The sequence below is a fragment of the Streptomyces sp. NPDC089799 genome (assembly GCF_040684755.1).
In the GTDB taxonomy this organism is placed as follows: Bacteria; Actinomycetota; Actinomycetes; order Streptomycetales; family Streptomycetaceae; genus Streptomyces.
In genome coordinates, this window is the sequence record NZ_JBFBGR010000033.1 from 1 (window position 1) to 25,841 (window position 25,841).

Consider the following 25,841-nt stretch of genomic DNA (forward strand, 5'->3'; position numbering starts at 1 on the left):
CCGATGAAGCCGATGTCGAGGGAGCCGCCGTTGAGGGCCTCGATCTCGGAGGGGCCGGCGTTGAAGGTCTGCGGCTTGATCCTGGTGCCGCCGAGCTCCTTGGCGATCAGGCCCTCCTGGATGCCGACCAGGGCGGTGGCGTGGGTCAGGTTCGGGAAGTAGCCGATCCGGACCTCGGAGGCGGAGAGCTTCTTGGCGTCGGCCGCCACGTTGGCCTTGTCCGCGGACTCGTCCTTCTTCGCGTCGGAGCCGTAGCCGCAGGAGGCGAGGACGCCGATCAGCAGCGGCAGGGCGGCGGCAGCGGACAGGCCGCGGCGCAGGGCGGTCTTGCTGGTGGAAACGTTGGCAGGCACGGGAGGGCTTCCTCTCGTGACGCGCCGTCAATTCATGCGACGCGTCTACGTCTGTGGAGCAGGGGCAGGTACAGCTCGTGGGGGGTGAGGGCGCGCAAGCGGTGCGCGTACGTCATCGCACACATCGCGCCACTCCTCCCTGGCCGCTGCCGAGGGCGCCGCTGCCGACGCGGCCGCCCTCCTTGGCGAAGGTGGAGAAGATGTCCGTCGACATCGTCAGAAGTCCCAGCCTTCCTCGTCCTGCACGGAGGCGGTCTCGGCCTTGGAGGCGAAGGACTCGCCCGCCATGCCGGCCGCCAGGGTGGTGCCGTCCGCCGGGTCGATCAGCAGGAAGGAACCGGTGCGGCGCGAGTCGGCGTACGCGTCGAGCGCGAGCGGCTCGGCGGTACGGACGACGACGCGGCCGATGTCGTTGGCCACCAGCTGCCCCGGGTCGGGGTGCTGGGAGAGGTCGTCGAGCGTCAGCTTGGACGGGATGTCCTTGACGATCGCCTTGACCGTGCGCGTGGTGTGCTTCAGCAGCACCCGGGCACCCACCGCCAGCGGCTGGTCGGCCACGTGGCAGACCGTCGCCTCGACGTCCTGGGTGACGGCCGGAGCGCTGCCGGCCGGCACGATCAGGTCGCCGCGGGAGATGTCGATGTCGTCCGCGAGGCGGAGCGTCACCGACTGCGGGGCCCACGCGATGTCCACCGGCTCGCCGAGCGCGTCGATGCCCTCGATCACCGAGCTCTTCCCGGACGGCAGCACGGTCACGGCCTCGCCGACCCGCAGCACACCGGACGCGATCTGGCCGGCGTAGCCCCGGTAGTCCGGGTGCTCGGCGGTCTGCGGCCGGATCACGTACTGCACCGGGAAACGCGCCGGGCAGGCGGTCAGGTCGTGGCTGACCGGGACGGTCTCCAGGTGCTCCAGCACCGTCGGGCCGCCGTACCAGTCCATGTTGGCGGAGGGCTCCACCACGTTGTCGCCGGCCAGCGCCGAGATCGGGATCGCGGTGATCTCCGGGACGCCCAGCTCGGAGGCGTACGTGGTGAACTCCTCGGCGATCGCCGCGAAGACGGACTCCTGGTAGTCGACGAGGTCCATCTTGTTGACGGCCAGGACCACGTGCGGGACGCGCAGCAGGGCGGCGACCGCCGCGTGCCGACGGGTCTGCTCGACCACGCCGTTGCGGGCGTCGACCAGGACCACGGCCAGCTCGGCGGTGGAGGCACCGGTGACCATGTTCCGGGTGTACTGCACGTGCCCGGGGGTGTCGGCCAGGATGAACCGGCGGCGGGCGGTCGCGAAGTAGCGGTAGGCCACGTCGATGGTGATGCCCTGCTCCCGCTCGGCCCGCAGGCCGTCGGTGAGGAGGGCCAGGTCCGGGGCGTCCTGGCCGCGGTCGGCGGACACCCGCTCCACGGCCTCCAGCTGGTCCTCCAGGACCGACTTGGAGTCGTGCAGCAGACGGCCGACCAGGGTGGACTTGCCGTCGTCGACGGAGCCGGCGGTCGCGAAGCGCAGCAGCGTCGTGGCGCTGAGCTGCTCGGTGGTGCTGGTCATCTCTAGAAGTACCCTTCGCGCTTGCGGTCTTCCATCGCGGCCTCGGACAGCTTGTCGTCGGCGCGGGTGGCACCCCGCTCGGTGAGGCGGGAGACGGCGATCTCGGCGATCACGGCGTCCAGCGTGGTGGCGTCGGAGTCGACGGCACCGGTGCAGGACATGTCGCCGACGGTGCGGTAGCGGATGAGCCGCTTCTCCACCGTCTCGGTGTCCTTGGGGCCGCCCCACTCGCCGGCGGTCAGCCACATGCCGTTGCGCAGGAACACGTCCCGCTCGTGGGCGAAGTAGATCTCGGGGAGTTCGATGCCCTCGCGGTCGATGTACTGCCACACGTCGAGCTCGGTCCAGTTGGACAGCGGGAAGACGCGGACGTGCTCGCCGGCCGCGTGACGGCCGTTGTAGAGCTGCCACAGCTCGGGGCGCTGCCGGCGCGGGTCCCACTGGGAGAACTCGTCGCGCAGGGAGAACACGCGCTCCTTGGCGCGGGCCTTCTCCTCGTCGCGGCGGCCGCCGCCGAACACGGCGTCGAACTTGTGCTGCTGGATCGCCTCGGTCAGCGGGACGGTCTGCAGCGGGTTGCGGGTGCCGTCCGGGCGCTCGCGCAGCTTGCCGGCGTCGATGTACTCCTGGACGGAGGCCACGTGCAGGCGCAGGCCGTGCTCGGCGACGGTGCGGTCGCGGTACTCGATGACCTCGGGGAAGTTGTGCCCGGTGTCGACGTGCAGGAGGGAGAACGGCACCGGCGCCGGCGCGAACGCCTTGAGCGCCAGGTGCAGCATGACGATCGAGTCCTTGCCGCCGGAGAAGAGGATCACCGGCTTCTCGAACTCGCCCGCCACCTCACGGAAGATGTGCACGGCCTCGGACTCCAGGGAGTCCAGGTGCGACAGCGCGTACGGAGCGTCGGCACCCGCGTCGGAGTGCAGGTGCGTGGCGGCGGTGGTCATGCCAGACCCCTCTCGGTGAGCAGCGCGTACAGGGAGTCGGCCGACTCCTGCACGGACTGGGTGTGCGACTCGATACGGAGGTCCGGGGACTCCGGCGCCTCGTACGGGTCGTCGACCCCGGTCAGCCCGGAGATCTCGCCCGCGGCCTGCTTGGCGTACAGGCCCTTCACGTCCCGCTCGGAGCACACGTCGACCGGAGTGGCCACGTGCACCTCCAGGTAGTCCGTCGCCGCGGCGGCGTGCCGCTCGCGGACGGCCTCGCGGCTGTCGGCGAACGGGGCGATCACCGGGACGAGGGCCTTGACGCCGTTGCTGGCGAGCAGCTCGGCGACGAAGCCGATCCGCTGCACGTTGGTGTGGCGGTCCTCGCGGCCGAAGCCCAGGCCGGCGGAGAGGAACTCGCGGATCTCGTCGCCGTCGAGGACCTCCACCTTGTGGCCCTCGGCACGCAGCCGCTCGGCCAGCGCGTACGCGATGGTGGTCTTGCCCGCGCTGGGCAGACCGGTCAGCCACACCGTGGCTCCCTGGCCGGTCACGCTCATCCGCTTCTCTTTCCCGTTCTGTTCCGTCGTGTTCGTCGATGCCGTGTTCGCCGACGCGGTGTTCGCCATCAGCCGTGCAGTCCGCACTCGGTCTTCGCCCGGCCGGCCCACCGGCCGGCCCGCGCGTCCTCGCCCTCCGCCACGCGGCGGGTGCAGGGGGCGCAGCCGACGGAGGCGTAGCCGTCCATCAGCAGCGGGTTGGTGAGGACACCGTGCTCGGCGACGTAGGCGTCCACGTCGTCCTGGGTCCAGCGGGCGATGGGGGAGACCTTGACCTTCTGCCGCTTCTCGTCCCAGCCGACCACCGGGGTGTTCGCCCGGGTCGGGGACTCGTCGCGGCGCAGGCCGGTCGCCCACGCGTCGTACGCGGTCAGGCCTTCTTCCAGCGGCTTGACCTTGCGCAGCGAGCAGCACAGGTCCGGGTCGCGGTCGTGCAGCTTCGGGCCGTACTGGGCGTCCTGCTCGGCCACCGTCTGGCGCGGGGTGAGGGTGATGACGTTGACGTCCATCACGGCCTCGACCGCGTCGCGGGTGCCGATGGTCTCCTCGAAGTGGTAGCCCGTGTCGAGGAAGACCACGTCCACGCCGGGGAAGGCGCGGGACGCGAGGTGTGCCACGACCGCGTCCTCCATGGAGGAGGTCACGCAGAACTTCCCGCCGAAGGTCTCGGCCGCCCAGGTGAGGATCTCCAGCGGGGAGGCGTCCTCCAGGTCGCGGCCGGCCTGCTCGGCGAGCGCCTTCAGGGCGGTGCCGCCCGGAGCGTTCTGAGTGGTGGTCATATGTCTTCCCCTCCAACGGTGTTGGACTGAAGTCCGCGGGACAGCAGCCCGAGGTACTTCAGCTGGAAGGCTCGGTTGCACGACCTGCATTCCCAGGCGCCGTGGCCCTGCTCGTTGGGGAACAGGTCCTCGTCGCCGCAGTACGGGCAGTAGAACGGTGCGGCGCGCTCGCTCATGAGAGGCTCGCGTCGCTGGCACGGCCGACCCAGGCGGCGAAGCGCTCGCCGTCCTCGCGCTCCTCCTCGAAGCGCTTGACGACCCGCTCCACGTAGTCGGGCAGCCCGTCCTTGGTGACCTTCAGGCCGCGGACCTTGCGGCCGAAGCCGGCCTCCAGGCCGAGGGCGCCGCCCAGGTGGACCTGGTAGCCCTCCACCTGGTTGCCGTCGTCGTCCAGCACGAGCTGGCCCTTGAGACCGATGTCCGCCACCTGGATGCGGGCGCAGGCGTTCGGGCAGCCGTTGATGTTGATGGTGAGCGGCTCTTCGAACTCCGGCAGGCGGCGCTCCAGCTCGTCGATCAGCGAGGCGCCGCGCGCCTTGGTCTCGACGATGGCCAGCTTGCAGAACTCGATGCCGGTGCAGGCCATCGTGCCGCGCCGGAACGGGGACGGGTTGACCCGCAGGTCGAGCGCCTCCAGGGCGGCGACCGCGGAGTCGACCTGAGCCTCCTCGATGTCCAGCAGGATCATCTTCTGGTCGGCGGTGGTGCGCAGCCGGCCGGAGCCGTGCTGCTCGGCCACGTCGGCGATCTTGTTCAGGGTGGCGCCGTCGACCCGGCCCACGCGCGGGGCGAAGCCGATGTAGAAGCGGCCGTCCGTCTGGCGGTGCACGCCCATGTGGTCGCGCCACTGGCCGGCGGGCTCCTGCGGGGCCGGGCCGTCGGTGAGCTTCCGGTTGAGGTACTCGTCCTCCAGGACCTGGCGGAACTTCTCCGCGCCCCAGTCGGCGACGAGGAACTTCAGGCGGGCGCGGGTGCGCAGCCGGCGGTAGCCGTAGTCGCGGAAGATCGAGATGACGCCCTCGTAGACGTCCGGGACCTCGTCGAGGGAGACCCAGGTGCCCAGGCGGACGCCCAGCTTGGGGTTGGTGGACAGGCCGCCGCCGACCCAGACGTCGAAGCCGGGGCCGTGCTCCGGGTGGTTCACGCCGACGAAGGCGATGTCGTTGATCTCGTGCGCCACGTCGAGCAGCGGCGAGCCGGAGATCGCGGACTTGAACTTGCGGGGCAGGTTGGAGAAGTCCTTGTTGCCGACGATCCGGCGGTAGATCTCGTCGATGGCGGGGGTGCCGTCGATGATCTCTTCCTCGGCGATGCCGGCGACGGGGGAGCCGAGGATGACGCGCGGGGTGTCACCGCAGGCCTCGGTCGTCGACAGGCCGACGGCCTCCAGGCGGTTCCAGATCTCCGGGACGTCCTCGATGCGGATCCAGTGGTACTGCACGTTCTGGCGGTCGGTGATGTCCGCGGTGCCGCGGGCGAACTCCTCGGAGATCTCGCCGATCACGCGGAGCTGCTCGGTGGTCAGCCGGCCGCCGTCGATGCGGACGCGCAGCATGAAGTACTTGTCGTCCAGCTCCTCCGGCTCCAGGATCGCGGTCTTGCCGCCGTCGATACCGGGCTTGCGCTGGGTGTAGAGGCCCCACCAGCGCATACGGCCGCGGAGGTCGTTGGGGTCTATGGAGTCGAACCCGCTCTTGGAGTAGATCGTCTCAATGCGCGTCCGCACGTTGAGACCGTCGTCGTCCTTCTTGAACTGCTCGTTGCCGTTGAGGGGCGTGTGGTGGCCGACGGCCCACTGGCCTTCACCGCGGTGACGGCCGGTCTTGCGGCGCGCGGCAGCGGGAGCGGCTGCGGGCTTTTCGGGGGTGGCGGCCATGGCGGTACGTCCTTCTTCGGCGGCTCAAGGCATGGGCGGGTGACCTGCGCAATCAGGGGCAGGCGAGCGAGGCTGGGGGCCCGTCGTGCGGTGGGGACGGACCGGTTCGGCCATCGGGTTCGACTCGGTCCGCCGCGACGCTGCGGGAGGGGGCGAGCGAGGTGTGTGCGGCGGTGCTGGTTCCGTCAGCTCGCCGGACAGATGGCGCTGGACATGCGGCCGAGGTCGACGTGCCGCCGACTCACCAAGGCAATTCCAGCTCCATTCATGGGGGGAAGCGTGGCATGCGGGTCTTGGAGGAGTCCACTACTGTCCATAATCCGGACAGATCCGTCCCGAATCGTGGGACCGTGTGGTCCGGCTCACCTTGCGGCCGCCCCTGGAACAGGGTGTTCCGGGGGGTTGGGTGTGGGGGCGGATGCGGTGCGTCACCGGCCGCCGGTGGGGGTGGGACGGAGCCCTGAGGGGGTCCGTCCCACCGGTGGTCGCCTACGCGCCCGGCCAGGGGCCCGGGGTCGGGGCCAGGGACTTCTCTTCCGTTTCGGTGTGGAAGAGCTTGAAGCCGCGGCTGAGGTAGTTGTCCATCGCCGTGGGGCCGTCCTGGCTGCAGGTGTGGAGCCAGACGCGGCGGGTGGGCTCGCGGTCGGGCCAGCGGGAGGAGAGGTCCCAGGCGCGGCGGATGCCCTCCGTGAGCAGCCAGCCGCCGATGCCGCGCCCGCGGAAGGCGGGGATCAGGCCGAAGTAGATGATTTCCACCACGCCGTCCGGCTGCGGGTCCAGCTCCACGTACCCCGCCGGGGTGCCGCGGTCGTACGCGACCCAGGTCTCGACCCCGGGCCGGTCCAGCTGGTCCACCCATTCCGCACGGGTCAGCGTGAGGCGGTCCGTCCAGTGGATGTCGCCGCCGACGGAGGCGTAGAGGAAGCGGCTGAACTCGGGGGACGGGACCTCCGCCCGCATGATCGTGGCCTCGGGGCCCGGTCGGCGGGAGGCGGGGACCAGGTCCTCCGGAGAGGTCATCTCCAGGGACCAGGTCGTGAGGGTGATGGTGGGGTCGCTCATGCGTTCAGGGAAGCACGCCGTCACCCGGTCGGCCCAGCCGGGCCCTGATCACCGTGGGGGCCGTGGAGTGCGGCAGCAGGTCTCCGTCGACGGCCGGGCGGATCAGTTCGATCTCCACGCCGTCCCCGAAGCGGTACGGGCGGTGCGCGAGTACGCCCGCCAGGTTGCGGCGGATCCGTGACAGCTCGGCGCGGACCGTGACCGTGCGGGTCGCGTCGCCGAAGACCTCTGCGGCCAGTTCCGCGGCGGACCAGCCCCGGGGGCGTTCGGCGAGGAGGAAGAGGAGCTCCGCGTGGCGCGGGCTCAGCTCCAGGGACCAGCTGCCGGCGGCCCCGTACACCGTGGCCGTGCAGGAGCGCCGGCTGAGGTCCAGGACGGTCCGGCTGACCGCGGTGTTCGTACCGGCGCCGCCGGCCCGCAGCAGCCAGCCGCCGGGGAGGGGCTCCACCGCGCAGTCGCCGAGCTGGGGAAGCCACTGTCTGCCGGGGCCGAAGGACGGGGGGAGGGGGATGCGGCCGGGGGGTGCCAGACCGGTGACCGCGGCCGGCCAGCCCTGCGGGTCCACGGTGAGGGCCCGCTCTCCGGCCGGCAGGCGGGCGAGGAGCGGTGCCGAGATCGAGCGGAGGCGTTCGAGCGATTCCAGGTGGCGGATCTGCAGCTCGCGCTCGGCGAGGCGGGCCACCGAGCTCACCCAGGCGAGGGTGGCCGGGTGCATGGTGGCCAGGGGGCCGCTGACGTCCACCACGCCGAGCAGCCGGCCGTCCCGGGGGTCGTGGACGGGGGCGCCCGCGCACGTCCAGTCGTGGTGCGAGGAGACGAAGTGCTCCGCCGAGAACACCTGCACCGGCCGGCCGGTCACCAGGGCCGTGCCCACGCCGTTGGTGCCCACCACCGATTCGTCCCAGTGGGCGCCCACGCCAAAGCCCAGGCGGTCCGCCTTGCGGAGGATCGAGGACGCCCCTTCCCGCCAGAGCAGGCGGCCGTCCGCGTCCGCGACCACCATGATGTGGAGGGCGCCGTCCAGGGCCGGGAGCAGGCCCTCGCGGAGGACCGGCAGGATCTGCCGGAGTGGTGTGACGTGCCGCCGCTCCTCGGTCTCCGCCGGTGTGAGGAGCCGCGAGCGGCTGTCGCGGTCGGGGTGGACCCCGCCGTCCAGCATGCGGCGCCAGGACGCGGCGATCTCCGGCCGCGGGGCGGCCGGTGGCCGGTCCCCGGCCAGCGTGGCCGCCCGTACCCCCTTCAGCAGGCGCGAGGCATCGCGCGCGTCCATGGCCGAAAGCCGGGCCAAATCAACTGCGGTGTGGGCCACCGGAGCCTCCCCGTAGAACAGGACCTACCACCGGGTCCGCCGCTTCCCCCACGGCTCACCCCTGCTGCACACGGGTGCGCGGCGGGATCCAGGACCCTAGGTTGCAACGGTATGCAACTCTCGCCAAGTGCCGTTCCTGCGACCGAAACTGTGCACGACGCCGCCCCCCGTGACGGTGTCCGGCTCCTCCTCGGGGCTTTCTCGGAAAAACAGGGGTGGCGCCGAGTCGGCGCGGCGCCACCCCGTCCTGCGACGGGCCGGATCCGGGTTCGGTGGGGTTTGGGGACCTCCCCTGCCCGCGATCCCGGCCCGCGCCGGCCGTCAGTTCACGATGCGGGCGCGCTCCACCACCGATCGCAGGTCCAGGGTGTGCGGCAGCGTGCCGAAGGCCGTACCCCAGTCACCGCCCAGGCGGGAGGCGCAGAACGCGTCCGCGACCTGCGCCGGGGCCCAGCGGACCAGCAGCGAACCCTGCAGCACCAGGGCCATGCGTTCCACGACGCGGCGGGCCCGGGCCTCCAGGCCGGTCAGGTCCGCGAGTTCGGTGAACAGGTCCTTGATCGCCGCGTCCAGCCGGTGGTCCGCGCCGCGGGCCCGGCCGATCTCCTGCAGGAACGCGTTGAGCGCCTGGGGCTCGCGCTGCAGTGCCCGCAGCACGTCCAGTGCCTGTACGTTGCCCGAGCCCTCCCAGATGGAGTTCAGCGGGGACTCGCGCAGCAGCCGGGGAAGCCCGGACTCCTCGACGTAGCCGTTGCCGCCCAGGCACTCCAGGGCCTCCACGACGGCCGGCGTGCAACGTTTCGTCACCCAGTACTTCGCGGCCGGCACGGCCAGCCGGAGGAAGGCCCGCTCCTGCTCGTCGCCCGAGTCCTGCACGGCGTCGTACGCGGCCGCCAGCCTGAGCATCAGGACGGTCGCGGCCTCCGACTCCAGCGCCAGATCGGCGAGCACGTTGCGCATCAGCGGCTGGTCGATGAGCTTCGCTCCGAAAGCGGAGCGGTGCTCTGCGTGGTGCACGGCCTGCGTCAGCGCCTGCCGGACCAGCGCCGCCGACCCGATCACACAGTCGAGGCGGGTCGCCGCGACCATTTCGATGATGGTCCGGACGCCGCGCCCCTCCTCACCGACCAGCCGCGCCCACGTCCCGTCGAACTCGACCTCCGCGGAGGCGTTCGACTTGTTGCCCAGCTTGTCCTTCAACCGCTGGACCGCGAACGCGTTGCGCGTGCCGTCCGGCAGCACCCGCGGCAGGAGGAAGCAGCTCAGACCTCCCGGCGCCTGCGCCAGCACCAGGAAACCGTCCGACATCGGCGCGGAACAGAACCACTTGTGCCCGGTGAGCAGGTACTCCCCGGCCGCGTCCAGCGGCTTCGCGGCCGTCGTGTTCGCCCGTACGTCGCTGCCGCCCTGCTTCTCGGTCATCCCCATGCCGAACAGCACGCCGGCCTTCTCGGCGGCCGGCCGCAGCCCCACCTCGTACACGTGCGAGGTGAGCCGCGGCTCCCACTCGGCGGCCAGCTCCGGGTCCACGCGCAGCGCCGGCACCGCCGCATGGGTCATCGACACCGGGCACGCGTGCCCCGCCTCCGCCTGCGACCAGACGAAGAACCCGGCCGCGCGCCGCACATGCCCGCCCGGACGCCCCCAGGCGTCCGTCAGACCCGACGTCACCGCCTTGCCGAGCACCCGGTGGTACGCCGGGTGGAATTCCACCTCGTCGATCCTGTGTCCGTATCGGTCGTGCGTCCGCAGTACCGGCGGATTCCCGTTGGCCTGCGCGCCCCAGTCCTGGGCCTGGGCCGACCCCGCGGCACGCCCGAGATCACCGAGCTCCTGCCGTGCCTGCTCCAGGAGTTCCGGAGCGAGGTGCCGTTCCACGCCCTCGGTCAGGGCGCGGTCACCGCCGTAGACGTCGTACCCCACAAGGGGTGGGGCCTGGTTGCTCACTGTGTGGGTGGTGGCTGCCATGCGGATACCGTAAGGACGTGCAGCCAGCAAAAGAAACACCCCCCGGGCAGCCCCCCGGGCCTCCCGGGCCCCCCGGACCCGCCGGAGGACGCGGACGTCACGCACGTCACGGACATCCCCACGGGCGGCTCCACCGGGCACGCGCCCTCTACCGCAACGTCTCCAAGCGCAAGATGGCGTGGCTGCTGCTCAAGGACACCGTCAATTCCTGCATCGAGTACCGCATCCTGGGGCTCGCGGCCGAGGCGGCGTTCTTCACCCTGCTGTCCATGCCGCCGCTCTTCCTCGGCCTGATCGGCCTCCTCGGATACGTGGACGACTGGACCGACACCACCACCGTCGCCAGCATCAAGGACAACATCCTGACGGCGGTCGGCACGGTCCTCTCCGACCGCGGCGTCAACGAGATCGCCAGACCCCTGCTCGACGACGTCACCAGCCGCGGCCGGCCCGACATCATCTCCCTGGGCTTCGCCTTCGCCCTGTGGTCCGGCTCCCGCGCGGTCAACGTCTTCATCGACACCATCACGGTGATGTACGGCCTCGACGGGCGGCGCGGCATCGTCAAGACCCGCCTGCTCGCCTTCCTGCTGTACGTGGTCGCCCTGCTGATCGGCGCCATCGTGCTGCCGCTGATGGTGGTCGGCCCGGACGCCGTCGTCCGCCTGGTGCCCTGGGGAACCAGCGTGATCGCGGTGCTCTACTGGCCGACCGTCACCCTGCTCTCCATCGCCTTCCTGACCACCCTGTACCACGTGTCCGTCCCCGTGCGGTCGCCGTGGATCGAGGACGTACCGGGCGCGCTGGTGGCCCTCGCGATGTGGGTGCTCGGATCGTTCCTGCTCCGCATCTACCTGACCAGCACCGTCGAGGGCCCCACCATCTACGGTTCCCTCGCCGCGCCCGTCGCGGTGCTGCTGTGGATCGGCATCTCGGCCTTCGCGGTGCTGGTCGGAGCCGCCGTCAACGCCGCCATCGACCGCGTCTGGCCGTCCGTGGCCACCGCCGCGGCCCGCGAGGCCAACGAACGGGCCCGGGAGGCAGAGGCCGCCCAGCTGATCGCCCGCGCGGCGGCCTGGCGGGCCCTGGCCGAGGGCGAGTCCGAGGACGACGAGGACTCCGGCATGCCCTCCGAGTTCCCGGAGCGCTGGTCCAACTTCCTGCCTCCCGAGGACTACCGCTCGCGGCTCCACCGGGAGCGGCACCCGCATCCCTGAGGGTGCGGAGCGGATGCGGCGGTCGGCGCGCGGTGGTCGGTAGTCGGCGCCCGGGTCCGGCGTCCGGCTCGGGCCCGTGGTCACCGAGGCGCGCACCTGACACCATGCCACCGTGCACGTACTGATCGTGACCGTAGGCTCGTGGGGTGACGTCGCCCCCTACACCGGGCTCGGCGTGCGGCTCGCCGCCGCCGGGCACCGGGTGTCCGTGGCCACCCACGCCCGGTTCGCCGGACAGATCGCCTCCCACGGCCTCGGCTTCCGTCCGCTGCCGGTCGACCCGCGCGAGGAACTGGCCTCCGCCCGCGGCCGCTCCCTCGCCCGCGCGGCCGCCCCGCCCGTCGCCATGGCGCACGCCGTGCGGATGGCCCGCACCTTCATGCCCCGGCTCGCCGAGGGCATCACCGCGGCCGTCCGGGGCGGCACGGACGGCACCGACGGCACCGACGGCACGGCGGGCACGGGAGGTGCGGACGGCGCCGACGTCCTCCTCGCCTCCACGCTCACCGACCCGATGTGCTCGGCGCTCGGCGAGGCCCTCGGCATCCCCTGCCTCGGGGTGTACCTCCAACCGATCCTCCCCACCGCCGAGTTCCCGCCCCTGATCACCGGCGCGCACTCATACGGCCGCACCCTCAACCGGCTCGCCGGATACGCCCTGTGGGCCGGCGCCGACCGCCTGTTCGCCCCCGCCGTGGGCACCCTGCGCCGCGAACTGGGCCTGCCCGCCCGCCGCTTCACCGGCCCCCTCGGCCCGGCCCGCGACCGCACCGTGCTGCACGGCTACAGCCCCTCCGTGGTGCCCCGCCCCTCGGACTGGCCCGCCGGCCACCGGGTGACCGGCTACTGGTGGCCCGCCGCACCGCCCGGCTGGCAGCCCGAACCCCGGCTCCTGGACTTCCTCGCCGCCGGCCCGCCCCCGGTCCTCGCCGGCTTCGGCAGCTTCGTCGCCCCCGACCCGGAACGCCTCTCCGCGCTCCTCGTACGGGCCTTCCGGCTGGCCGGCGTCCGCGGCCTGGTCCAGTCCGGCTGGACCGGCCTGCACGTCACCGGCGACGACCTGCTGACCATCGGCGACACCCCGCACGACTGGCTGTTCCCGCGCACCGCCGCCGTGATCCACCACGCGGGCGCGGGCACCAGCGCGGCCGGACTGCGGGCCGGCGTGCCCGGCGTCCCCGTGCCGGTCCAGCTCGACCAGCACTTCTGGGCCGCCCGGCTGCACCGGCTGGGCACCGCGCCCCGCCCGCTGCGCCACCAGCGCCTCACCGCCGAGTCCCTGGCCGCCGCGATCCGCGGCGCGCTGGCGATCCCGCCCCAAGGGCCCCGCCGGGTGGCGGCCGCCCTGGCCGCCGAGGACGGCGCGGCACGGGTCGCGGAAGCGCTCGCACGGCTGGAGTGAGGCCGCGGCCGACCGCCGCGGCCCCCCGCTCCGAGCCCGCCTAGGCTGGGAGGGTGGCGTACACCGAACGGCCCTCCGGGCTCGTCCCCGGCGCGGTGCTGTGGCGGGCCGACGGCCCCGCCGGGACGGTGCTGCCCGACGGGTGCATGGACCTGTTGTGGGTGGAGGGGCGGCTGCTGGTGGCGGGCCCCGACACCCGGGCGCACCCGGCGCGGGAGGTGCCCGGTTCCGGCTTCGCCGGGATCCGCTTCGCGCCCGGGGCCGCGCCCGCGCTGCTCGGCGTACCGGCGTACGAGCTGCGCGACCGGCGCGTCGAACTGGCCGAACTGTGGCCCGCCCGGGAGGTCCGGGCCCTGACCGGCCGGATCGCCTCGTACGCCGACCCCCTCGCCGGTCTCGACGCGCTCGCCCGGAGCCGGGACGTGGTTCCGGACCCGCTGATCGCCGACGTGGTGCTCCGCCTGCGGGCCGGCCAGACGGTCGCCCGCATCGCGGACACGCTGGGCCTGGGCCCGCGGCAGCTGCACCGCCGCTCCCTGGCGGCGTTCGGCTACGGCGCGAAGACCCTCGGCCGGGTGCTCCGCATGCAGCGGGCCCTGGCCCGGGTCCGGGCGGGCGTACCGTACGCCGAGGTGGCCCACGGCACCGGCTACGCCGACCAGGCCCACCTGGCCCGCGAGGTGCGCGCCCTCACGGGCACCACCCTCACCGGCTACGTCGCGTCCGGCCCGGACGGGGCGAACAGCGACACCCCGCAGCCGTCCGGGTCGAGGACGACGGCGTAGCGCTGCCCCCAGAACGCGTCCCAGGGCTTGAGGTGCCCCTGGTACCCGGCCGCAGTCAGCTCGTCGTGGAGGGCGTCGACCTCGGCGGGCGAGTCGCACAGGAACGCCAGCTCGCGGCGCTGACCCCCGGTCGGGCGCGTCCACTCCGGATCCAGCGAGCGGACCACGTCCTCGGTGTCCCAGGCGATCCGCATCCCGCCGGGCAGCGCGGCCTCCACGTGGGGCTGGTCGTCCGACCCCTCCGGGATCTCCAGGCCGAGCCGGCGGTAGAAGGCGAGCGAGGCGGCCATGTCACCGGTGACCAGGCCGATCATGTCGAGTCGAGGAGTCATGGGGGCAGGCTAGGCCGGTCCCGCCGCTCCGGTCTTGAAGGAATCGGACACGGAGACGCGCACGCGACGACGCCGGCCCGGGGAGGTTTCCCGGGCCGGCGTCGTCACACCGGTGGTGTCGCCACTCAGCGGGCGAGCTCCCACGATCTGCGCGGGGTGCCCGCCGCATGCCTCTGCACGACGAGGTCCATCAGGGCCACCAGGACGTCCCGCACCGAGCCGCGGTTGCGGGCGTCCAGCAGGAGCACCGGCACCTCGTCGCCCAGGTCGAGGGCCTCGCGCACCTCTTCCAGGTCGAAGTGGTGCGCGCCGTCGAAGTGGTTGACGGCCAGCACGAACGGAGTGCCGCGCTCCTCGAAGAAGTCGAGCGCGGGGAAGGAGTCCTCGATGCGGCGGGTGTCGGCGATGACGATCGTGCCCAGGGCGCCCTCGACGAGGTCGTCCCACAGGAAGGAGAAGCGGTCCTGCCCGGGCGTGCCGAAGAGGTACAGCACGATCGACGGGTCGAGGGTGATCCGCCCGAAGTCCAGGGCGACGGTCGTCGTGGTCTTGTTCTCCACCCCGACGAGGGAGTCGACCCCCACCGACACCTGGGTGATCGCGGCTTCCGTGTCCAGCGGCTCGATCTCCGAGATCGCGCCGATGAACGTGGTCTTCCCGACGCCGAGTCCGCCGCTGACCACGATCTTCACAGCGAGGGGCACGGCCTTGTCAGAGCGCCCGAACATGGTCCCTGATCCTCTCCAGGACGTGGAGCGGTAGCTCCTTGGGTTGTTGGCAGACCAGCAGCCCGCCGACCACCAGGTCGGCGATGAGCACCTTCGCCACGCCCAGCGGTACGCCGATCCGGGTGGCCACCTCGGCCACCGTCGCCGGCTCGGCGCACAGCGCCACGATCCGCCGGCGCTCGAACTCCAGCGTCTCCGTCTGCGCGCCGGCCGCGGCGACGACGAGCGTCTCCAGCCGCAGCCCGTCGTGCAGCGGCTCCACCCGGCCGCCGGTCATGATGAACGGCCGCACGAAGAGCGCGTCGTCGTCGGCTTCCTCGCTCATCGCGGCAGGCCCTGGCGCAGGTCGGCGATGAGGGCCGGGTTGAGCAGGTCCCCGGTCCGCTCCGCGAGCACGGCCATCTCGTAGCCGACCAGGCCGAGTTCACCGCTGCTGTCGGCGAGCACGCCCAGGCAGCTGCCGTCGCGGATCGCCGAGACGAGCAGGAAGCCCCGACCCATCTCGATCATGATGAGCTTGAACCGGTCGAAGTCGTAGCGCCGGGACGCACTGCGCGCGAGGCTCGACAGGCCCGAGACGACCGCCGCGAGATGGTCGGCGTCCGTACGGCCCAGACCGTCCGAGACGGCGATCAGGAGGCCGTCGGACGAGACCGCGACCGCGTCGCGGACCCCGTCCGTCTTGCGGACGAAGTTCGCCAGCAGCCAGTTGAAGGTCTGCGTGTCGTTGTGCAGGTCGACGGTCACTTCTCATCACCCTTCCCGGCGCGCTGCTGCGGCTTCTGCGCGGTCTGCTTCTCCTTCTCGACGCTGATCGCCCCCCGCATGTGGGCGCTGCGGAGCGTCGAGAGCATCCCGGACACCTGGTCGGGCGTGCGGTCCGGGTTCGGCTCGGACTCCTGCTGCCAGCGCGGCTGTGCCGTCTCGCTGACGGCGGAGGGGATGGCGCTGCGCTTGGGCCGCTTGACCAGGCCGTTGCGGGTGCGCGCCGCGCACGTGCCGCGCGGGCCGGGGTCGGCGGCGGGGCCGGGTTCGGGGACGGCCGGGACGGCCCGGACCGGTGCCGTGGCGGACTCCGCCGCGTCCGGTTCCGCCGGGGCGTCGTCCACGGAGCCAGCCACGGGCCGGCCGGCGGCCGGTGCGGCGTCGGGGGCGGAGCGGGGCGAGGGCAGGGACGCGGCTCCGTCCGGCCCGTCCGGCACGGGGGCGGCCCCCTTCCTCCCCTTCGCCCCCTGAGACGGCTGCGCTGCCGGCTGCACGTCCGCCTTCTCGTCGGCCTTCGCGTCCGGCTTCGGGGCGCCCGGCGACGCCGGATCCGTCAGCAGGCCGTGGGGCAGCAGCACGCGGGCCACGGTTCCGGCCGCGGGGGCCTCGCCGAGCCGGACCTCGATGCCGCACTTGCGGGCCAGCGCACCGACCACGAAGTGGCCGAGGAAGCGGGTCGGTTCGGCCATGAAGGTGGCGGAACCGGAGAGCCGGACGTTGGCCTCGGCAATGGCGCGGGGCTCCATGCCCGTGCCGTGGTCGACGATGGCCACCAGATAGCCGGCACTGGTACGGCGGCCCTCGATCTCCACGTCGGTCACCGGCGGCGAGTAGCTGAGCGCGTTCTCGACCAGCTCGGCGAGCAGGTGGGCCACCTCGGCGACCACACTGCCGCTGATGTACGCGGAGTCCACCCGGCGCAGCGTCACCCGCCGGTACTCCTCGACCTCGGACAGCGCGGCGCGGATGACGTCGGTGACCGACAGCGGCGTGGACCACGGGCGCGGGCTGGCCTCGCCGGCCAGGATCAGCAGGCTCTCCGCGTTGCGGCGCATCCGGGTGGCGAGCTGGTCGAGCTCGAAGAGGTTGCCCAGCGTGGCCGGGTCGGCGTCCTCGTGCTCCAGCTTGTTGATGAAGCTGATCTGGCGCCGTACGAGGTTCTGGTTGCGGCGGCCGAGGTTGACCAGCGACTCCGTGGCGTTGCGGCGCAGCACCGCCTGCTCGGTCGCGAGGTCGTAGGCCGCCTGCTGCAAATGCTCGAAGGCATCGGCCACCAGGGCGATCTCGGTGCCGGTGTCCGGCGGCAGGTCCAGCGAGCCGAGCGGCTCCGGCCGGTGCCCGGAGGAAGCCTGTACGCGTGCGACGGCGGCGGGCAGCCGGTTCTCGGCGATGTCGCGCGCCTGGCGGGTGAGGCTGGCGAGCGGCCGGGACACGGCGCGGGCGCAGCCGACGGCGAGGCCGCCGAGGAGGGCGATCGAGCCGAGGGCGAGCAGCGCGAACAGGGCGAGGGCGCGGGTGGCGTCCTGCTCCGTGCTGTCGGCGCGGGCCTGGATGTCGGCACCGAGCGTGCTCTGCACGGTGCGCAGGCCGTCGATGGTGGCCGTCGAGGCGTCCCACCACGCCGTGGGCGTGATCTTCTCCGCCGGCAGCTGGCCGACGCCGTCGGCGACGGTCTTCTCCAGCGCGAGGAAGGCGAGCGCCTGCGGCGTGCGCAGGGCCTCGTCGAGGCGGCGCTCCTCCTCGGGAGTGGCCCACTGGGGGTAGACGAGCAGTTCGTCGAGGCGGGCGGCGCGGGCGGCCAGGAAACGGGGGTAGGCGTCGCCGCGGAATCGGCCGGCGCGCACCGAACCGAGGACGATCGCCCGCTCCTCACCGGTGTACTCCTTGGCGAGTCCGAGCACCTGGAGGGTCTGGAAGGCGGAGCGGAGCTTGTCGTCGCGGACCTCGTGGAGGCCCAGTCCGAGCTGGTTGAGGGAGGTGATGGCGTCCGTGAACCAGCCGATGGTCCCGTTGACGTCGGCGGTGCCCCGGTCGGCGGAGGCGCGTACGGCGGCCAGCCCGTCGAGTCGCTTCAGTGCCGTGCGCACGGACGCGGCGGAGCCGCTGTCGCCGTGGCGCTCGTGGTCGGCGAGGCCGCGCCGGGCGGCGTCGGTGGCGGCGCGCTGGGCCGGCAGCATGGCGCGGAAGCGGTCGACGCCGGCGACGCGTCCGACGGTGATGCCGCGTTCCTTCTGGAGTTCGTGGATGAAGTCCTGTACCTCGATGGCGAGTTCGGCGTTCGACGCGGTCCTGGCCGCGTTGCGGTAGTCGCCCACCTGCTGGGCGGCCGAGAGGCCGAGCAGGGTGAGCAGCAGGACGACGGCCACGACGAGGATGCGGACGAGTTTGGCGCGGATCGTCCGTGGGGCGACCGTCGTCAAGACGGCGCCCCTTAAGCGGCCGGGCCGCGTGGACGGGTTCTCTGTGTCCATTGCTGAGCTTTCGGAAGGGGATGGCTCTGACGCTGGATCAGCCAGCGTCAATCCCAACGAGGCTCAGGACGCCCGGTCACGTGATCATGTGGTTGTGGGATTGACGACGGAGGCCGGCCGCCGGGCGTTCCCGCAGGTCCGGGCGCGACTCACCGTACGGCCCGACGGGAGACCGGTTGTCCACGATGTGGACATCGCGTCGGATCCGCGCGGCCGGGCAGCCGCGGATTAAATCGGTGGTGCCCCGCCCCGCGCCGGGCTAGGGTCCTGCACATCCGCTCCCGAGCGAGCGGTGTTCGTGCGGTCTTGATCTGCACGGTGTCGGTCCGCAAGGTGTCGGTCCGTGCCATGTCGGTCCGCACGGTGTTGGTTCGTGGAGAAGAAGCCGGAGGTGAGGACATTGATGACTGTCGTGGTGACGGGCACTGCCCGCATTCAGGAGTTCATCGCTTCCACCCCCGTGGTCTCCGGCTGACACCCACTCGACTTCCGCGCGCAGAGCGCGCCGCCGGGGCCACCCTTCGAAGGGTTCCCCTTGTTCAACGCTTCCCCCAACACGTCCACCCCCGACGCGTTCACCTCCCACGCGTCCACTCCCGGCACCGAGCACGCCCTCACCGACTGCGGCTGGGACGAAGGCTGGGCGGCCGAGTTCGCCCCCTACACCGCCCAGGGCCTGCTCCCCGGCCGGGTCGTACGGGTCGACCGCGGGCAGTGCGACGTCATGACGGCGGACGGCATCGTCCGCGCGGACACGTCGTTCGTCACCCCGCACGACCCGCTCCGGGTCATCTGCACCGGTGACTGGGCCGCCGTCGACCCCGACGGCGCCGGCGACCCCCGGTACGTACGGACGTACCTGCCGCGCCGGACCTCGTTCGTCCGGTCCACCTCCTCCAAGCGGTCCGACGGCCAGATCCTCGCCGCGAACGTCGACCACGCCATCGTCGCCGTCTCGCTCGCGGTGGAGCTGGACCTCGGCCGGATCGAACGGTTCCTGGCCCTGGCCTGGGAATCGGGCGCCCAGCCGCTGGTCGTACTCACCAAGGCGGACCTCGTACCGGACCCGGTCACGCTCGCGCACCTCGTCCAGGACGTGGAAGGCACGGCACCCGGGGTGCAGGTGCTGACGGTGTCCTCGCTCACCGGCGAGGGCATGGACGTGCTCGGCGCGGTGGTGGCGGGCGGCACCAGCGTGCTGCTCGGCATCTCGGGCGCGGGCAAGTCCACCCTCGCCAACGCCATGCTCGGCGCGGACGTGATGGAGGTGCAGGCCACGCGCGACATCGACGGCAAGGGCCGCCACACCACCACCACCCGCAACCTGCTGCTCCTGCCCGGCGGCGGCGTGCTGATCGACACCCCCGGACTGCGCGGCGTCGGCCTGTACGACGCGGAGACCGGGGTCGGCCAGGTGTTCTCGGAGATCGAGGACTACGCCCGGCAGTGCCGCTTCCACGACTGCGCCCACGAGGCGGAGCCGGGCTGCGCGGTGCGCGACGCGGTGGACCGCGGCGAACTGGCGGAGCGGCGCCTGGACAGCTACCGCAAGCTGCAGCGCGAGAACCAGTGGATCGTGGCGAAGACGGACGCCCGCCTCCGGGCGGAGATCCGCCGCGAATGGCGCCTCCGCGGCGCCGAGGGCCGCGCCAATTACGAGGCGAAGCGCGGCGGCCGGGGCTGACCGGTCACCGCCGCAACCCCCGCCGCAATCCTCGCGGCCAGCCTTGCCGCCTTCCCCGCGGCCTTCCCCGCCGCCCCGGTCAGACGCCCGGGGTGGCGGGGACCGTCCCGTCGGCGATGGCCTTCGCGAGCAGGGCGTGGTCGGCGCGGGTGAGGTCGGCGTACGCCAGGGCGAAGTCGGCGACGGAACGGTCGAAGACGTCCGACGCACCGAGGTAGCCGGCGATGGCGATCCGGTCGCCGGACCGGGCGTGCGCCCGGGCCAGCGCCGTACCGCACAGGGCGGCGTACCGGCGCAGCCCTGTCGGCGCCATGGCTTCCACGACCGCTGCCCCCTTCATGTCACGCAGCTGCCGGTTGTAGAAGTGCCGTCCGGCCGGCCCGGTCACCCAGCCGAGGAAGATGTCGCCGGCGGCCTGCAGCAGCCGCTGACCTGCGACGACCCGGTGGCCGTGATGGTCGTACCGGGGGTGCCGGTACCCGAGGTCCCCCTGGTCCCCTCCCTGCTCCTGCTCCTGCACGGTGGGAACGGGCAGATGGGCCTCGAGAACGGAGGGGACGGCCTCCTTGATCTGCAGGAAGAGCGGGTCGGCGTCGTCGCGGCCGCTCATCAGCACGATGAAGCAGCGGGTCCCGACGCTCCCCACCCCGACGACCTTCCGCGCCGCGTCGACGAAGTGGTAGCGGTCGAGCAGCATCCGCCGCTCCTCGGGGAGCGTGTCGCGGTACTGCCGGAACGTCGTGCCCACGATCTTGGCCTCGTCCTCGGTCACCGGTTGCAGCAGCGGCGGATCGTCGATGATGCGGATCCGGCCGTCCCGCTTCTCGGTCAGCTTGGCGAGGGCCTGCAGGCTGGTGCGCCGCCGGGCCCGGCTCAGGTTCGCCTCGACCCGCTCGCGGGCGATGCCCTGGGCGAGCGCGAAGACCTCGTCCGTACCGATGCGCTCGTACCAGACGTCGAGTTCACCCTGGCCGGCCAGACGCCGCATGGAGAGCCGGTAGGCCTGGACCGCTTCGAGGGCGGAACCCCGGGCCGCCTCGTCGCCGTGCCCGTTCTCCCGGGCGGCCACGGCGACGCTCGCGGCGAGCCGCTTCACATCCCACTCGAACGGCCCGGGCAGCGTTTCGTCGAAGTCGTTGAGGTCGAAGAGCATGGCCCGCTCGGGTGAGGCGAACACGCCGAAATTCAGCAGGTGCGCGTCACCGCACAGCTGGACGATCAACCCGGTGTGCGGGGTGGAGGCCAGGTCCCCGGTCATCACCGCGGCCGAACCGCGCAGGTAGGCGAACGGCGAGGCCGACATCCGTCCGTACCTGATGGGCAGCAGCTCCTGCACCCGGTCCGTGCCCTGCTCCACCAGCACGCCGATCGGATCGGGCCGGTCCGACGCCGGGGACCACTGCCCGTGCGCGCGCCGACTGACCCGCTTGCGGGTCGCCCGGCCCCGCTGCGCCCGCTCCGCTGGACTGGCCATGGCCATGCCGTCTCCTCCCGCCGCGTCCACGTTCCCAGCGTGTGCGGAGGGCGGTGAGAGCGCACCTCGGCGGGGTGGCGGGTGGGGGGTGGCGGGTGCCGGGAGTCGGGTGCCGGGTCAGGGCGGCGCGGGGGCCGAGGTCAGCTGCCTTCCTCCCCCTGCCCGGTCTCCAGCCCCCAGGCGTGGACCCGATCCGGACGGATCCGGATCACCTCGGGGCTGAAGTGGGGTCCGAGGGAGTGCGGGCCGGTCTCCAGCGTGGCCGTACCGCGGATCTCGATGCCCCGCACCCGCCACGGCCGGGTGCTGACCAGGTCGTCCACGACCAGGGCCAGGCGCGGGTTGTCCTGCAGATTGCGCCATTTCTTCGTCTTGCCCATGGCCATCCCGCCCACCAGGACCGTGCCGTCTTCCTGTGGGAAGAAACCCACCGGATTCACCTGGGGCTGCCCGGCAGCGTCCACGGTGGCGAGCCGCCCGAGGTGCTGGGACCGCAAGTAGTCGAGCTCGGCTGCGCTGAATCCGTCGAAATCCCTCATGGGAACAGCCTCACCGTCCCCACGCCTCTTTTCCATCGGTCCGCGGTCGGAGCCGGGCCCTACGCCGAAGGTCGGAGGCGGGGCGGGGACGGGGGAAGGGGGGAGGGGGGTACGGCCCCCATGCCACGGCCCGCTCTTCCCCTGAGCGGGGGTGTGGGTGTGCCGGGGCTTTGCCTGGACTGACGGGCAGCCCCCGGGCACCACCTGATGCCGTCCAGGCGGAGCCGCGGCACACCCCCGACCCCACCCGCCGACCGGTTCCGTCCAGGGGAGTGGGGTCGGTGCCCCGACGCCGCCTCGCTCTCCCGTCCCGTTCAGGCGGAGTCCCGTTGCTGCACCCGCCCTCTCACTCTCCTTCCTCCTTCTCCTTTCTCCCTTCTCCTTCTCCTCCTCCGGTTCTCAATGGCGGGCCACCCAGCCGCGTTCGTACGCGTGCCAGCCCAGTTGGAGGCGGGTCGTCACTCCGGCCAGTTCCATCAGGCCCTTGACCCGGCGTTGTACTGTCCGCAGGCCCAGTTCCAGGTGCTTGGCCACGCTCGCGTCCGTCATGCCCGCCAGCAGCAAGGAGAGGATCACCAGGTCCGTGCCGTCCGGGCAGGCCGGGGATTCCGCGACCGTTCCGTCAGCGCCCCCCAACCGGAGCGGCAGCGCGTCCCGCCATACCGCCTCGAACAGCCCGAGCAGGGACTCCAGCAACCCCGATGCGTGCACCACCAGTGCCGCGGGTTCCGTGCCGCGGCCGGTCAGCGGGACCATGGCCAGGGCGCGGTCCGCGATCACCAGTCTCGTGGGGACTTCCGGGACCACCCGGAGCTGCTCGCCGCGGGCCAGGGCCACCTGCGCTTCGCGCAGGCCGTCCGGATCGGTCAGGACGTCGCGTTCGATCACCACCCGGTAGTGGACCCCACTGCCCGCAGCCCGGTCCTCCGTGTCGTCGTCCGGGCCCGTCGGCACCTGGGGGCGGCCGGTCACCAGTGCGCGCACCTCCTCCACCGCCCCCCGCTGGAGCTGTACGAAGCGGTGCGCGATCGCGCTCGCGCCCGTCACCACCTCCACCAGGTCGTGCACGGCCGGCTCCGTCGCCTCCGCGCGGTACTCCTCGGCCAGCAGCGCCGCCGCCGCTTCCGCCTGCTCCAGATCGTGCCGTTGCCGGGTGAGGAGCGCGCCCAGGGCCACCCCCGGCGGGGCCGCCACCCAACGGCCCGGCCGTGCCGAGGACTGCGCTGCCAGGCCGTGCCGCTCCAGGTGCCGCAAGGCCCGTTCCGTCTGTGGCACGGGCAGGGTCAGTCGGTGTGCCAGGTCCGGCACCTCCGCAGCACCCAGCGCCACCAGCGCCCGGTAAGCCGACTCCTGGCCCTCGTCCAGACCTATCGCACCCAGCAACCCGTCCACCCCACATCCGGCCCGCTCTGATGGCGGGAAGAGGCCACGGCGCAAACCCGCCGCGGACATCATCACCGCACCCCCCGCCCCTCCGACAAGGTCTTGCCACCGCAACACCGAACATCTGCCGGGCGCGAGCCGTCCATGAGCCATCCATGAGCCGTTCGTGAGCCATTTGTGCGGCAACTTTGCGGCTCGGTACGACTGTTGGCCGCTTTCGGCCGGGTAGGGCGATGTGTCCGATATCGCCGATCGTGTGGATGTGCTACGTCCGGTGATGCGTTCGGCACGGCGGGGAGGGGTCCCGACGGACGTTCGCCCATCGGGACCCCTTTCCGCCGTTCCGGTGTGCCGGACCCCCCGGACGGCCGACACTGAGGGGCATGAGTCAGCAGGGGGACGCGGACCCACAGGACTGGTGGCACAAGCTCTACGAGGACCCGGCGGAGGCATCCGGCGCGGACCGCTCGGGAGGACCCGTCGAGGAACGGCACGACGGTCCCGGAAGGCCCGGAAGGCCCGGAGGGGCGAGCGAGCCCGGCGAGGGACCGCCGGAGGCATTCGGCGCGGATCCGCCGGGCGCACCCGGCGGCGCGCAGGGTCCGGCGGACCCGCGTGCGGCACCCGGGTGGGCCGCCCCGTCGGGCCTCCCCCTGCTCCCGGGCCCCAGACCCGCCGCCGACGACGACCCGGCGGACACCCTGGAGACCCGCTTCGGCTCGGCCTGGTCCATGCTCTACGGCGCTCCTGCTCCGGGAACACGGCCTCCCGGCTCCGTTCCGGCGGAGCCCGATGCCGCTCCGGCGTCCCCGGCCTTCGGTTCCGGCGCGGCCGGCACGCCGGGTCCGGAGGCTCCCGCGGCACGCACGGCTGAGGCCGGACCCGGCCCGGTCCCGGGCTCCACCGGACGAGAAACCGGAACGGAGTCCGCCGAGAGCGATGCGTCGGGCGAATGCGGTGCCGCGGGCGAATGCGGTGCCGCGGGCGAAAGCGGTGCCTCGGGTGTGAGCGGTGCGACGGGCGCGAGCGGTGCGACAGGTGAGAGCTCTGCCCATTCCGGTACTGCTCGGCCCGGTCCCGCCGATTCAGGTCAGTCCGGTCCCAGCTTTGCCAGTCCCAGCTCTGCCGGTCCGAGCCCTGCGGGTCCGAGCCCTGCGGGTCCGAGCTCTGCCGGTCCGAGCTCTGCCGGTCCGAGCCCTGCGGGTAGGGGCCAGGTCGATCGTGGTCCAGCCGATCGCGTTCCAGCCGATCCCGGTGCACTCGGTCCCGGTCCGGCCGGTCCCGACCCGGCCGATCCCAGGGCAGTGGATCCCCGGTCGGCCGGTCCCTCGTCGGCCGGTCCCTCGTCCGCCGGTCTCCCGTCCGTCGATCCCCCCTCGGCCGGTCTCCTGCCGGCACCGGCGGACGCCCCCGCCGACGGGACACCAGCCAACGGGGCCCCCGCCGGCGGAACCCTCGCCGACCGGACCTCCGCCGACCGGACTTCCGCCGACCCAACCCCCTCCGTGCGGAAGCCCGCCGTGCCGGGGCCCTTCGCGGCGACGGCGGCCGTTCCCGTACGGGAGCCGGCAGGGCGGCCCGTGTCCCCCCGGCAGCCCTCGTCCCCCCGCCCGCCCGCGGCGGAGCCGCCGGGCGAGGGTGCGGGCGGAGCCGTGGCCGCGCCGGAGCGGGGGCGGGGGCGGCGGGAAGCGGTCGATCCCCGGGGTGAGCCCGGGGCCACCGGATATGCGCTCGGGGCGGTCACGGTGCCGCCCGTGCAGGACCCGTTCGGGGCGGCAGGGGCGGCCCGGCCCGCGGTACGGCACCTCGGGGACCGGGCTCCCACCTACGCCGCGGAGCCGGGGGCCCTGCCCGTCACCGACCCCGCCGCGCTGGACGCGCTCGTGCCGGACACCGTGCTGGAGGGCGCGCGTTACGGGGGGAGCACCCTGCGGGCCGGTTCCGTGCGCGGCGACTCCGCCCGGTACCGGGGGGAGGCGCGCCGGGACTTCCTGCTCACCGCGCGCTTCGGGACCGGGGACGACTCGCTGGTGCTGGTGGCCATTGCCGGCGGGGACCGGGCCGCCGAAGGCGCCCAGGAGGCCGCCGCCGAGCTGTGCCGCTGGGTCGCCGGTGCCGTCGGCCGCAGCCAGGGCCGCCTCGGCGACGACATCCGTTCCGGCCGCCGGGACGCGTTGCGTTCCGGCCTTCAGCGGCTCACCGACCGCGGCTTCGGCCGGCTGCGGGCCCGTGCCGCCGAGCTGGGGCTCGACGAGGCCGCGTACACGGCCGGGTTGCGCTGCCTGCTGCTGCCCATCGACCCCGAGTGCCGGACCCGGGTGAGCTTCGGCAGCGGACCGGGCGGGCTGTTCCGGCTCCGGGCAGGGGGGTGGGAGGACCTGGAGCCGCCCGGCCCGGCCGCCGAAGGCGGGTTCCGGTTCCGGGCCGCCGTGGCGCGGCCGGGCGACGCCCTGCTGCTCTGCTCGGGCGGCCTGGCCGCGCCGATGCGCGAGGAACCCCTCCTCCCGGCGGAGCTCGCGGTGCGCTGGACCGGCACCGAGCCGCCCGGCCTCGCCGCCTTCCTCGCCGACACCCAACTCCGGCTCAAGGGCTACGCCGACGACCGGACCGCCGCCGCGCTCTGGGAGGCGTAACGGTGGACGGGGAGAGAAGTGGAAGAGGAGAGAGGCGGGGAGGG

General features: G+C 73.0%; 24 protein-coding genes. 5 read left to right on the plus strand and 19 right to left on the minus strand.

What is annotated here, in order from left to right:
- The 11 genes from AB0O36_RS28875 to AB0O36_RS28925 all read right to left on the minus strand — a co-directional run.
- On the minus strand, positions 1 to 353 hold a 353-nt coding region (locus tag AB0O36_RS28875; protein WP_365115259.1), incomplete at its 3' end, for an ABC transporter substrate-binding protein.
- A gap of 216 nt (positions 354 to 569) precedes the next feature.
- Positions 570 to 1,901 carry a GTP-binding protein gene (locus AB0O36_RS28880; protein WP_365115260.1) on the minus strand — a complete coding sequence of 444 codons (1,332 nt, stop codon included), beginning with the start codon at positions 1,899 to 1,901 and terminating at the stop codon, positions 570 to 572.
- A 2-nt stretch (positions 1,902 to 1,903) separates the two neighbouring features.
- Entirely contained in the window at positions 1,904 to 2,848 is a 945-nt protein-coding gene (gene cysD, locus AB0O36_RS28885) for a sulfate adenylyltransferase subunit CysD (RefSeq protein WP_365115261.1), read from the minus strand.
- Positions 2,845 to 3,390, minus strand: coding sequence for an adenylyl-sulfate kinase (gene cysC, locus AB0O36_RS28890; RefSeq protein WP_365115262.1), 546 nt, complete (start codon positions 3,388 to 3,390; stop codon positions 2,845 to 2,847). Before cysC ends, cysD begins: the two co-directional genes overlap by 4 nt.
- 68 nt (positions 3,391 to 3,458) lie before the next feature.
- Entirely contained in the window at positions 3,459 to 4,169 is a 711-nt protein-coding gene (locus AB0O36_RS28895; RefSeq protein WP_365115264.1) for a phosphoadenylyl-sulfate reductase, read from the minus strand.
- The gene (locus AB0O36_RS28900; RefSeq protein ID WP_365115266.1) at positions 4,166 to 4,345 is read right to left on the minus strand and encodes a hypothetical protein; all 180 of its coding nucleotides are present in this window, start codon (positions 4,343 to 4,345) and stop codon (positions 4,166 to 4,168) included. The genes AB0O36_RS28895 and AB0O36_RS28900 overlap by 4 nt, the downstream gene beginning before the upstream one ends.
- A complete protein-coding gene (locus tag AB0O36_RS28905; RefSeq protein WP_365115267.1) occupies positions 4,342 to 6,045 on the minus strand; it encodes a nitrite/sulfite reductase in 1,704 nt (567 codons plus the stop codon). The genes AB0O36_RS28900 and AB0O36_RS28905 overlap by 4 nt, the downstream gene beginning before the upstream one ends.
- A gap of 185 nt (positions 6,046 to 6,230) precedes the next feature.
- Complete coding sequence (locus AB0O36_RS28910; RefSeq protein ID WP_365115268.1) at positions 6,231 to 6,362, minus strand: putative leader peptide; 132 nt, start codon at positions 6,360 to 6,362, stop codon at positions 6,231 to 6,233.
- Between the two features lie 172 nt (positions 6,363 to 6,534).
- Positions 6,535 to 7,107 (minus strand): GNAT family N-acetyltransferase, encoded by a 573-nt coding sequence (locus tag AB0O36_RS28915; protein ID WP_365115270.1) that lies wholly within the window; start codon positions 7,105 to 7,107, stop codon positions 6,535 to 6,537.
- 4 nt (positions 7,108 to 7,111) lie between these two features.
- Positions 7,112 to 8,377 (minus strand): GAF domain-containing protein, encoded by a 1,266-nt coding sequence (locus AB0O36_RS28920; protein WP_365115272.1) that lies wholly within the window; start codon positions 8,375 to 8,377, stop codon positions 7,112 to 7,114.
- Positions 8,378 to 8,737: 360 nt separating this feature from the next.
- Positions 8,738 to 10,384, minus strand: coding sequence for an acyl-CoA dehydrogenase family protein (locus tag AB0O36_RS28925; protein ID WP_365115273.1), 1,647 nt, complete (start codon positions 10,382 to 10,384; stop codon positions 8,738 to 8,740).
- 173 nt (positions 10,385 to 10,557) lie between these two features.
- Here AB0O36_RS28925 and AB0O36_RS28930 point away from each other — a divergent pair, with 173 nt between their 5' ends.
- The 3 genes from AB0O36_RS28930 (at position 10,558) to AB0O36_RS28940 (ending at position 13,788) form a co-directional block, all read left to right on the plus strand.
- Positions 10,558 to 11,601, plus strand: coding sequence for a YihY/virulence factor BrkB family protein (locus AB0O36_RS28930; protein ID WP_365115275.1), 1,044 nt, complete (start codon positions 10,558 to 10,560; stop codon positions 11,599 to 11,601).
- A 112-nt stretch (positions 11,602 to 11,713) separates the two neighbouring features.
- On the plus strand, positions 11,714 to 13,003 hold the full coding sequence (locus AB0O36_RS28935) for a glycosyltransferase (protein ID WP_365115277.1): 1,290 nt from the start codon (positions 11,714 to 11,716) through the stop codon (positions 13,001 to 13,003).
- Positions 13,004 to 13,056: 53 nt separating this feature from the next.
- The gene (locus AB0O36_RS28940) at positions 13,057 to 13,788 is read left to right on the plus strand and encodes a helix-turn-helix domain-containing protein (RefSeq protein WP_365115279.1); all 732 of its coding nucleotides are present in this window, start codon (positions 13,057 to 13,059) and stop codon (positions 13,786 to 13,788) included.
- Here AB0O36_RS28940 and AB0O36_RS28945 read toward each other — a convergent pair.
- The 5 genes from AB0O36_RS28945 to AB0O36_RS28965 all read right to left on the minus strand — a co-directional run bounded on the left by AB0O36_RS28945 (position 13,716) and on the right by AB0O36_RS28965 (position 18,033).
- The gene (locus tag AB0O36_RS28945; RefSeq protein ID WP_365115280.1) at positions 13,716 to 14,120 is read right to left on the minus strand and encodes a VOC family protein; all 405 of its coding nucleotides are present in this window, start codon (positions 14,118 to 14,120) and stop codon (positions 13,716 to 13,718) included. The two genes, AB0O36_RS28940 and AB0O36_RS28945, sit on opposite strands and share 73 nt — an antisense overlap.
- Before the next feature lie 125 nt (positions 14,121 to 14,245).
- Positions 14,246 to 14,848 carry an ATP/GTP-binding protein gene (locus AB0O36_RS28950; RefSeq protein ID WP_365115282.1) on the minus strand — a complete coding sequence of 201 codons (603 nt, stop codon included), beginning with the start codon at positions 14,846 to 14,848 and terminating at the stop codon, positions 14,246 to 14,248.
- Positions 14,832 to 15,173 carry a DUF742 domain-containing protein gene (locus AB0O36_RS28955; RefSeq protein ID WP_365115284.1) on the minus strand — a complete coding sequence of 114 codons (342 nt, stop codon included), beginning with the start codon at positions 15,171 to 15,173 and terminating at the stop codon, positions 14,832 to 14,834. Before AB0O36_RS28955 ends, AB0O36_RS28950 begins: the two co-directional genes overlap by 17 nt.
- Positions 15,170 to 15,595 (minus strand): roadblock/LC7 domain-containing protein, encoded by a 426-nt coding sequence (locus AB0O36_RS28960; protein ID WP_365115285.1) that lies wholly within the window; start codon positions 15,593 to 15,595, stop codon positions 15,170 to 15,172. Before AB0O36_RS28960 ends, AB0O36_RS28955 begins: the two co-directional genes overlap by 4 nt.
- Complete coding sequence (locus AB0O36_RS28965; protein ID WP_365115287.1) at positions 15,592 to 18,033, minus strand: nitrate- and nitrite sensing domain-containing protein; 2,442 nt, start codon at positions 18,031 to 18,033, stop codon at positions 15,592 to 15,594. The genes AB0O36_RS28960 and AB0O36_RS28965 overlap by 4 nt, the downstream gene beginning before the upstream one ends.
- Before the next feature lie 586 nt (positions 18,034 to 18,619).
- On the opposite strand from AB0O36_RS28965, the gene rsgA reads away from it, so the two are divergent.
- Positions 18,620 to 19,768, plus strand: coding sequence for a ribosome small subunit-dependent GTPase A (gene rsgA / locus AB0O36_RS28970; protein WP_365115288.1), 1,149 nt, complete (start codon positions 18,620 to 18,622; stop codon positions 19,766 to 19,768).
- A gap of 79 nt (positions 19,769 to 19,847) precedes the next feature.
- On the opposite strand, the gene AB0O36_RS28975 is transcribed toward rsgA, so the two are convergent.
- The 3 genes from AB0O36_RS28975 to AB0O36_RS28985 all read right to left on the minus strand — a co-directional run bounded on the left by AB0O36_RS28975 (position 19,848) and on the right by AB0O36_RS28985 (position 23,164).
- Entirely contained in the window at positions 19,848 to 21,242 is a 1,395-nt protein-coding gene (locus AB0O36_RS28975) for a DUF2252 domain-containing protein (RefSeq protein WP_365115290.1), read from the minus strand.
- Positions 21,243 to 21,382: 140 nt separating this feature from the next.
- Positions 21,383 to 21,781 (minus strand): PPOX class F420-dependent oxidoreductase, encoded by a 399-nt coding sequence (locus tag AB0O36_RS28980; protein ID WP_365115292.1) that lies wholly within the window; start codon positions 21,779 to 21,781, stop codon positions 21,383 to 21,385.
- A gap of 399 nt (positions 21,782 to 22,180) precedes the next feature.
- Complete coding sequence (locus tag AB0O36_RS28985; protein WP_365115361.1) at positions 22,181 to 23,164, minus strand: helix-turn-helix domain-containing protein; 984 nt, start codon at positions 23,162 to 23,164, stop codon at positions 22,181 to 22,183.
- 1,754 nt (positions 23,165 to 24,918) lie between these two features.
- Here AB0O36_RS28985 and AB0O36_RS28990 point away from each other — a divergent pair.
- On the plus strand, positions 24,919 to 25,797 hold the full coding sequence (locus AB0O36_RS28990) for a protein phosphatase 2C domain-containing protein (protein ID WP_365115294.1): 879 nt from the start codon (positions 24,919 to 24,921) through the stop codon (positions 25,795 to 25,797).
- The last annotated feature ends 44 nt before the right edge of the window (positions 25,798 to 25,841 follow it).

Coding starts and splice junctions, on each gene's coding strand:
- AB0O36_RS28880 (WP_365115260.1), bottom strand. CDS start 1,901: ATGACCAGCACCACCGAGCAGCTCAGCGCCACGACGCTGCTGCGCTTC.
- cysD (WP_365115261.1), bottom strand. CDS start 2,848: ATGACCACCGCCGCCACGCACCTGCACTCCGACGCGGGTGCCGACGCT.
- cysC (WP_365115262.1), bottom strand. CDS start 3,390: ATGAGCGTGACCGGCCAGGGAGCCACGGTGTGGCTGACCGGTCTGCCC.
- AB0O36_RS28895 (WP_365115264.1), bottom strand. CDS start 4,169: ATGACCACCACTCAGAACGCTCCGGGCGGCACCGCCCTGAAGGCGCTC.
- AB0O36_RS28900 (WP_365115266.1), bottom strand. CDS start 4,345: ATGAGCGAGCGCGCCGCACCGTTCTACTGCCCGTACTGCGGCGACGAG.
- AB0O36_RS28905 (WP_365115267.1), bottom strand. CDS start 6,045: ATGGCCGCCACCCCCGAAAAGCCCGCAGCCGCTCCCGCTGCCGCGCGC.
- AB0O36_RS28910 (WP_365115268.1), bottom strand. CDS start 6,362: ATGGACAGTAGTGGACTCCTCCAAGACCCGCATGCCACGCTTCCCCCC.
- AB0O36_RS28915 (WP_365115270.1), bottom strand. CDS start 7,107: ATGAGCGACCCCACCATCACCCTCACGACCTGGTCCCTGGAGATGACC.
- AB0O36_RS28920 (WP_365115272.1), bottom strand. CDS start 8,377: ATGGACGCGCGCGATGCCTCGCGCCTGCTGAAGGGGGTACGGGCGGCC.
- AB0O36_RS28925 (WP_365115273.1), bottom strand. CDS start 10,384: ATGGCAGCCACCACCCACACAGTGAGCAACCAGGCCCCACCCCTTGTG.
- AB0O36_RS28930 (WP_365115275.1), top strand. CDS start 10,558: ATGGCGTGGCTGCTGCTCAAGGACACCGTCAATTCCTGCATCGAGTAC.
- AB0O36_RS28945 (WP_365115280.1), bottom strand. CDS start 14,120: ATGACTCCTCGACTCGACATGATCGGCCTGGTCACCGGTGACATGGCC.
- AB0O36_RS28950 (WP_365115282.1), bottom strand. CDS start 14,848: ATGTTCGGGCGCTCTGACAAGGCCGTGCCCCTCGCTGTGAAGATCGTG.
- AB0O36_RS28955 (WP_365115284.1), bottom strand. CDS start 15,173: ATGAGCGAGGAAGCCGACGACGACGCGCTCTTCGTGCGGCCGTTCATC.
- AB0O36_RS28975 (WP_365115290.1), bottom strand. CDS start 21,242: ATGGCCAGTCCAGCGGAGCGGGCGCAGCGGGGCCGGGCGACCCGCAAG.
- AB0O36_RS28980 (WP_365115292.1), bottom strand. CDS start 21,781: ATGAGGGATTTCGACGGATTCAGCGCAGCCGAGCTCGACTACTTGCGG.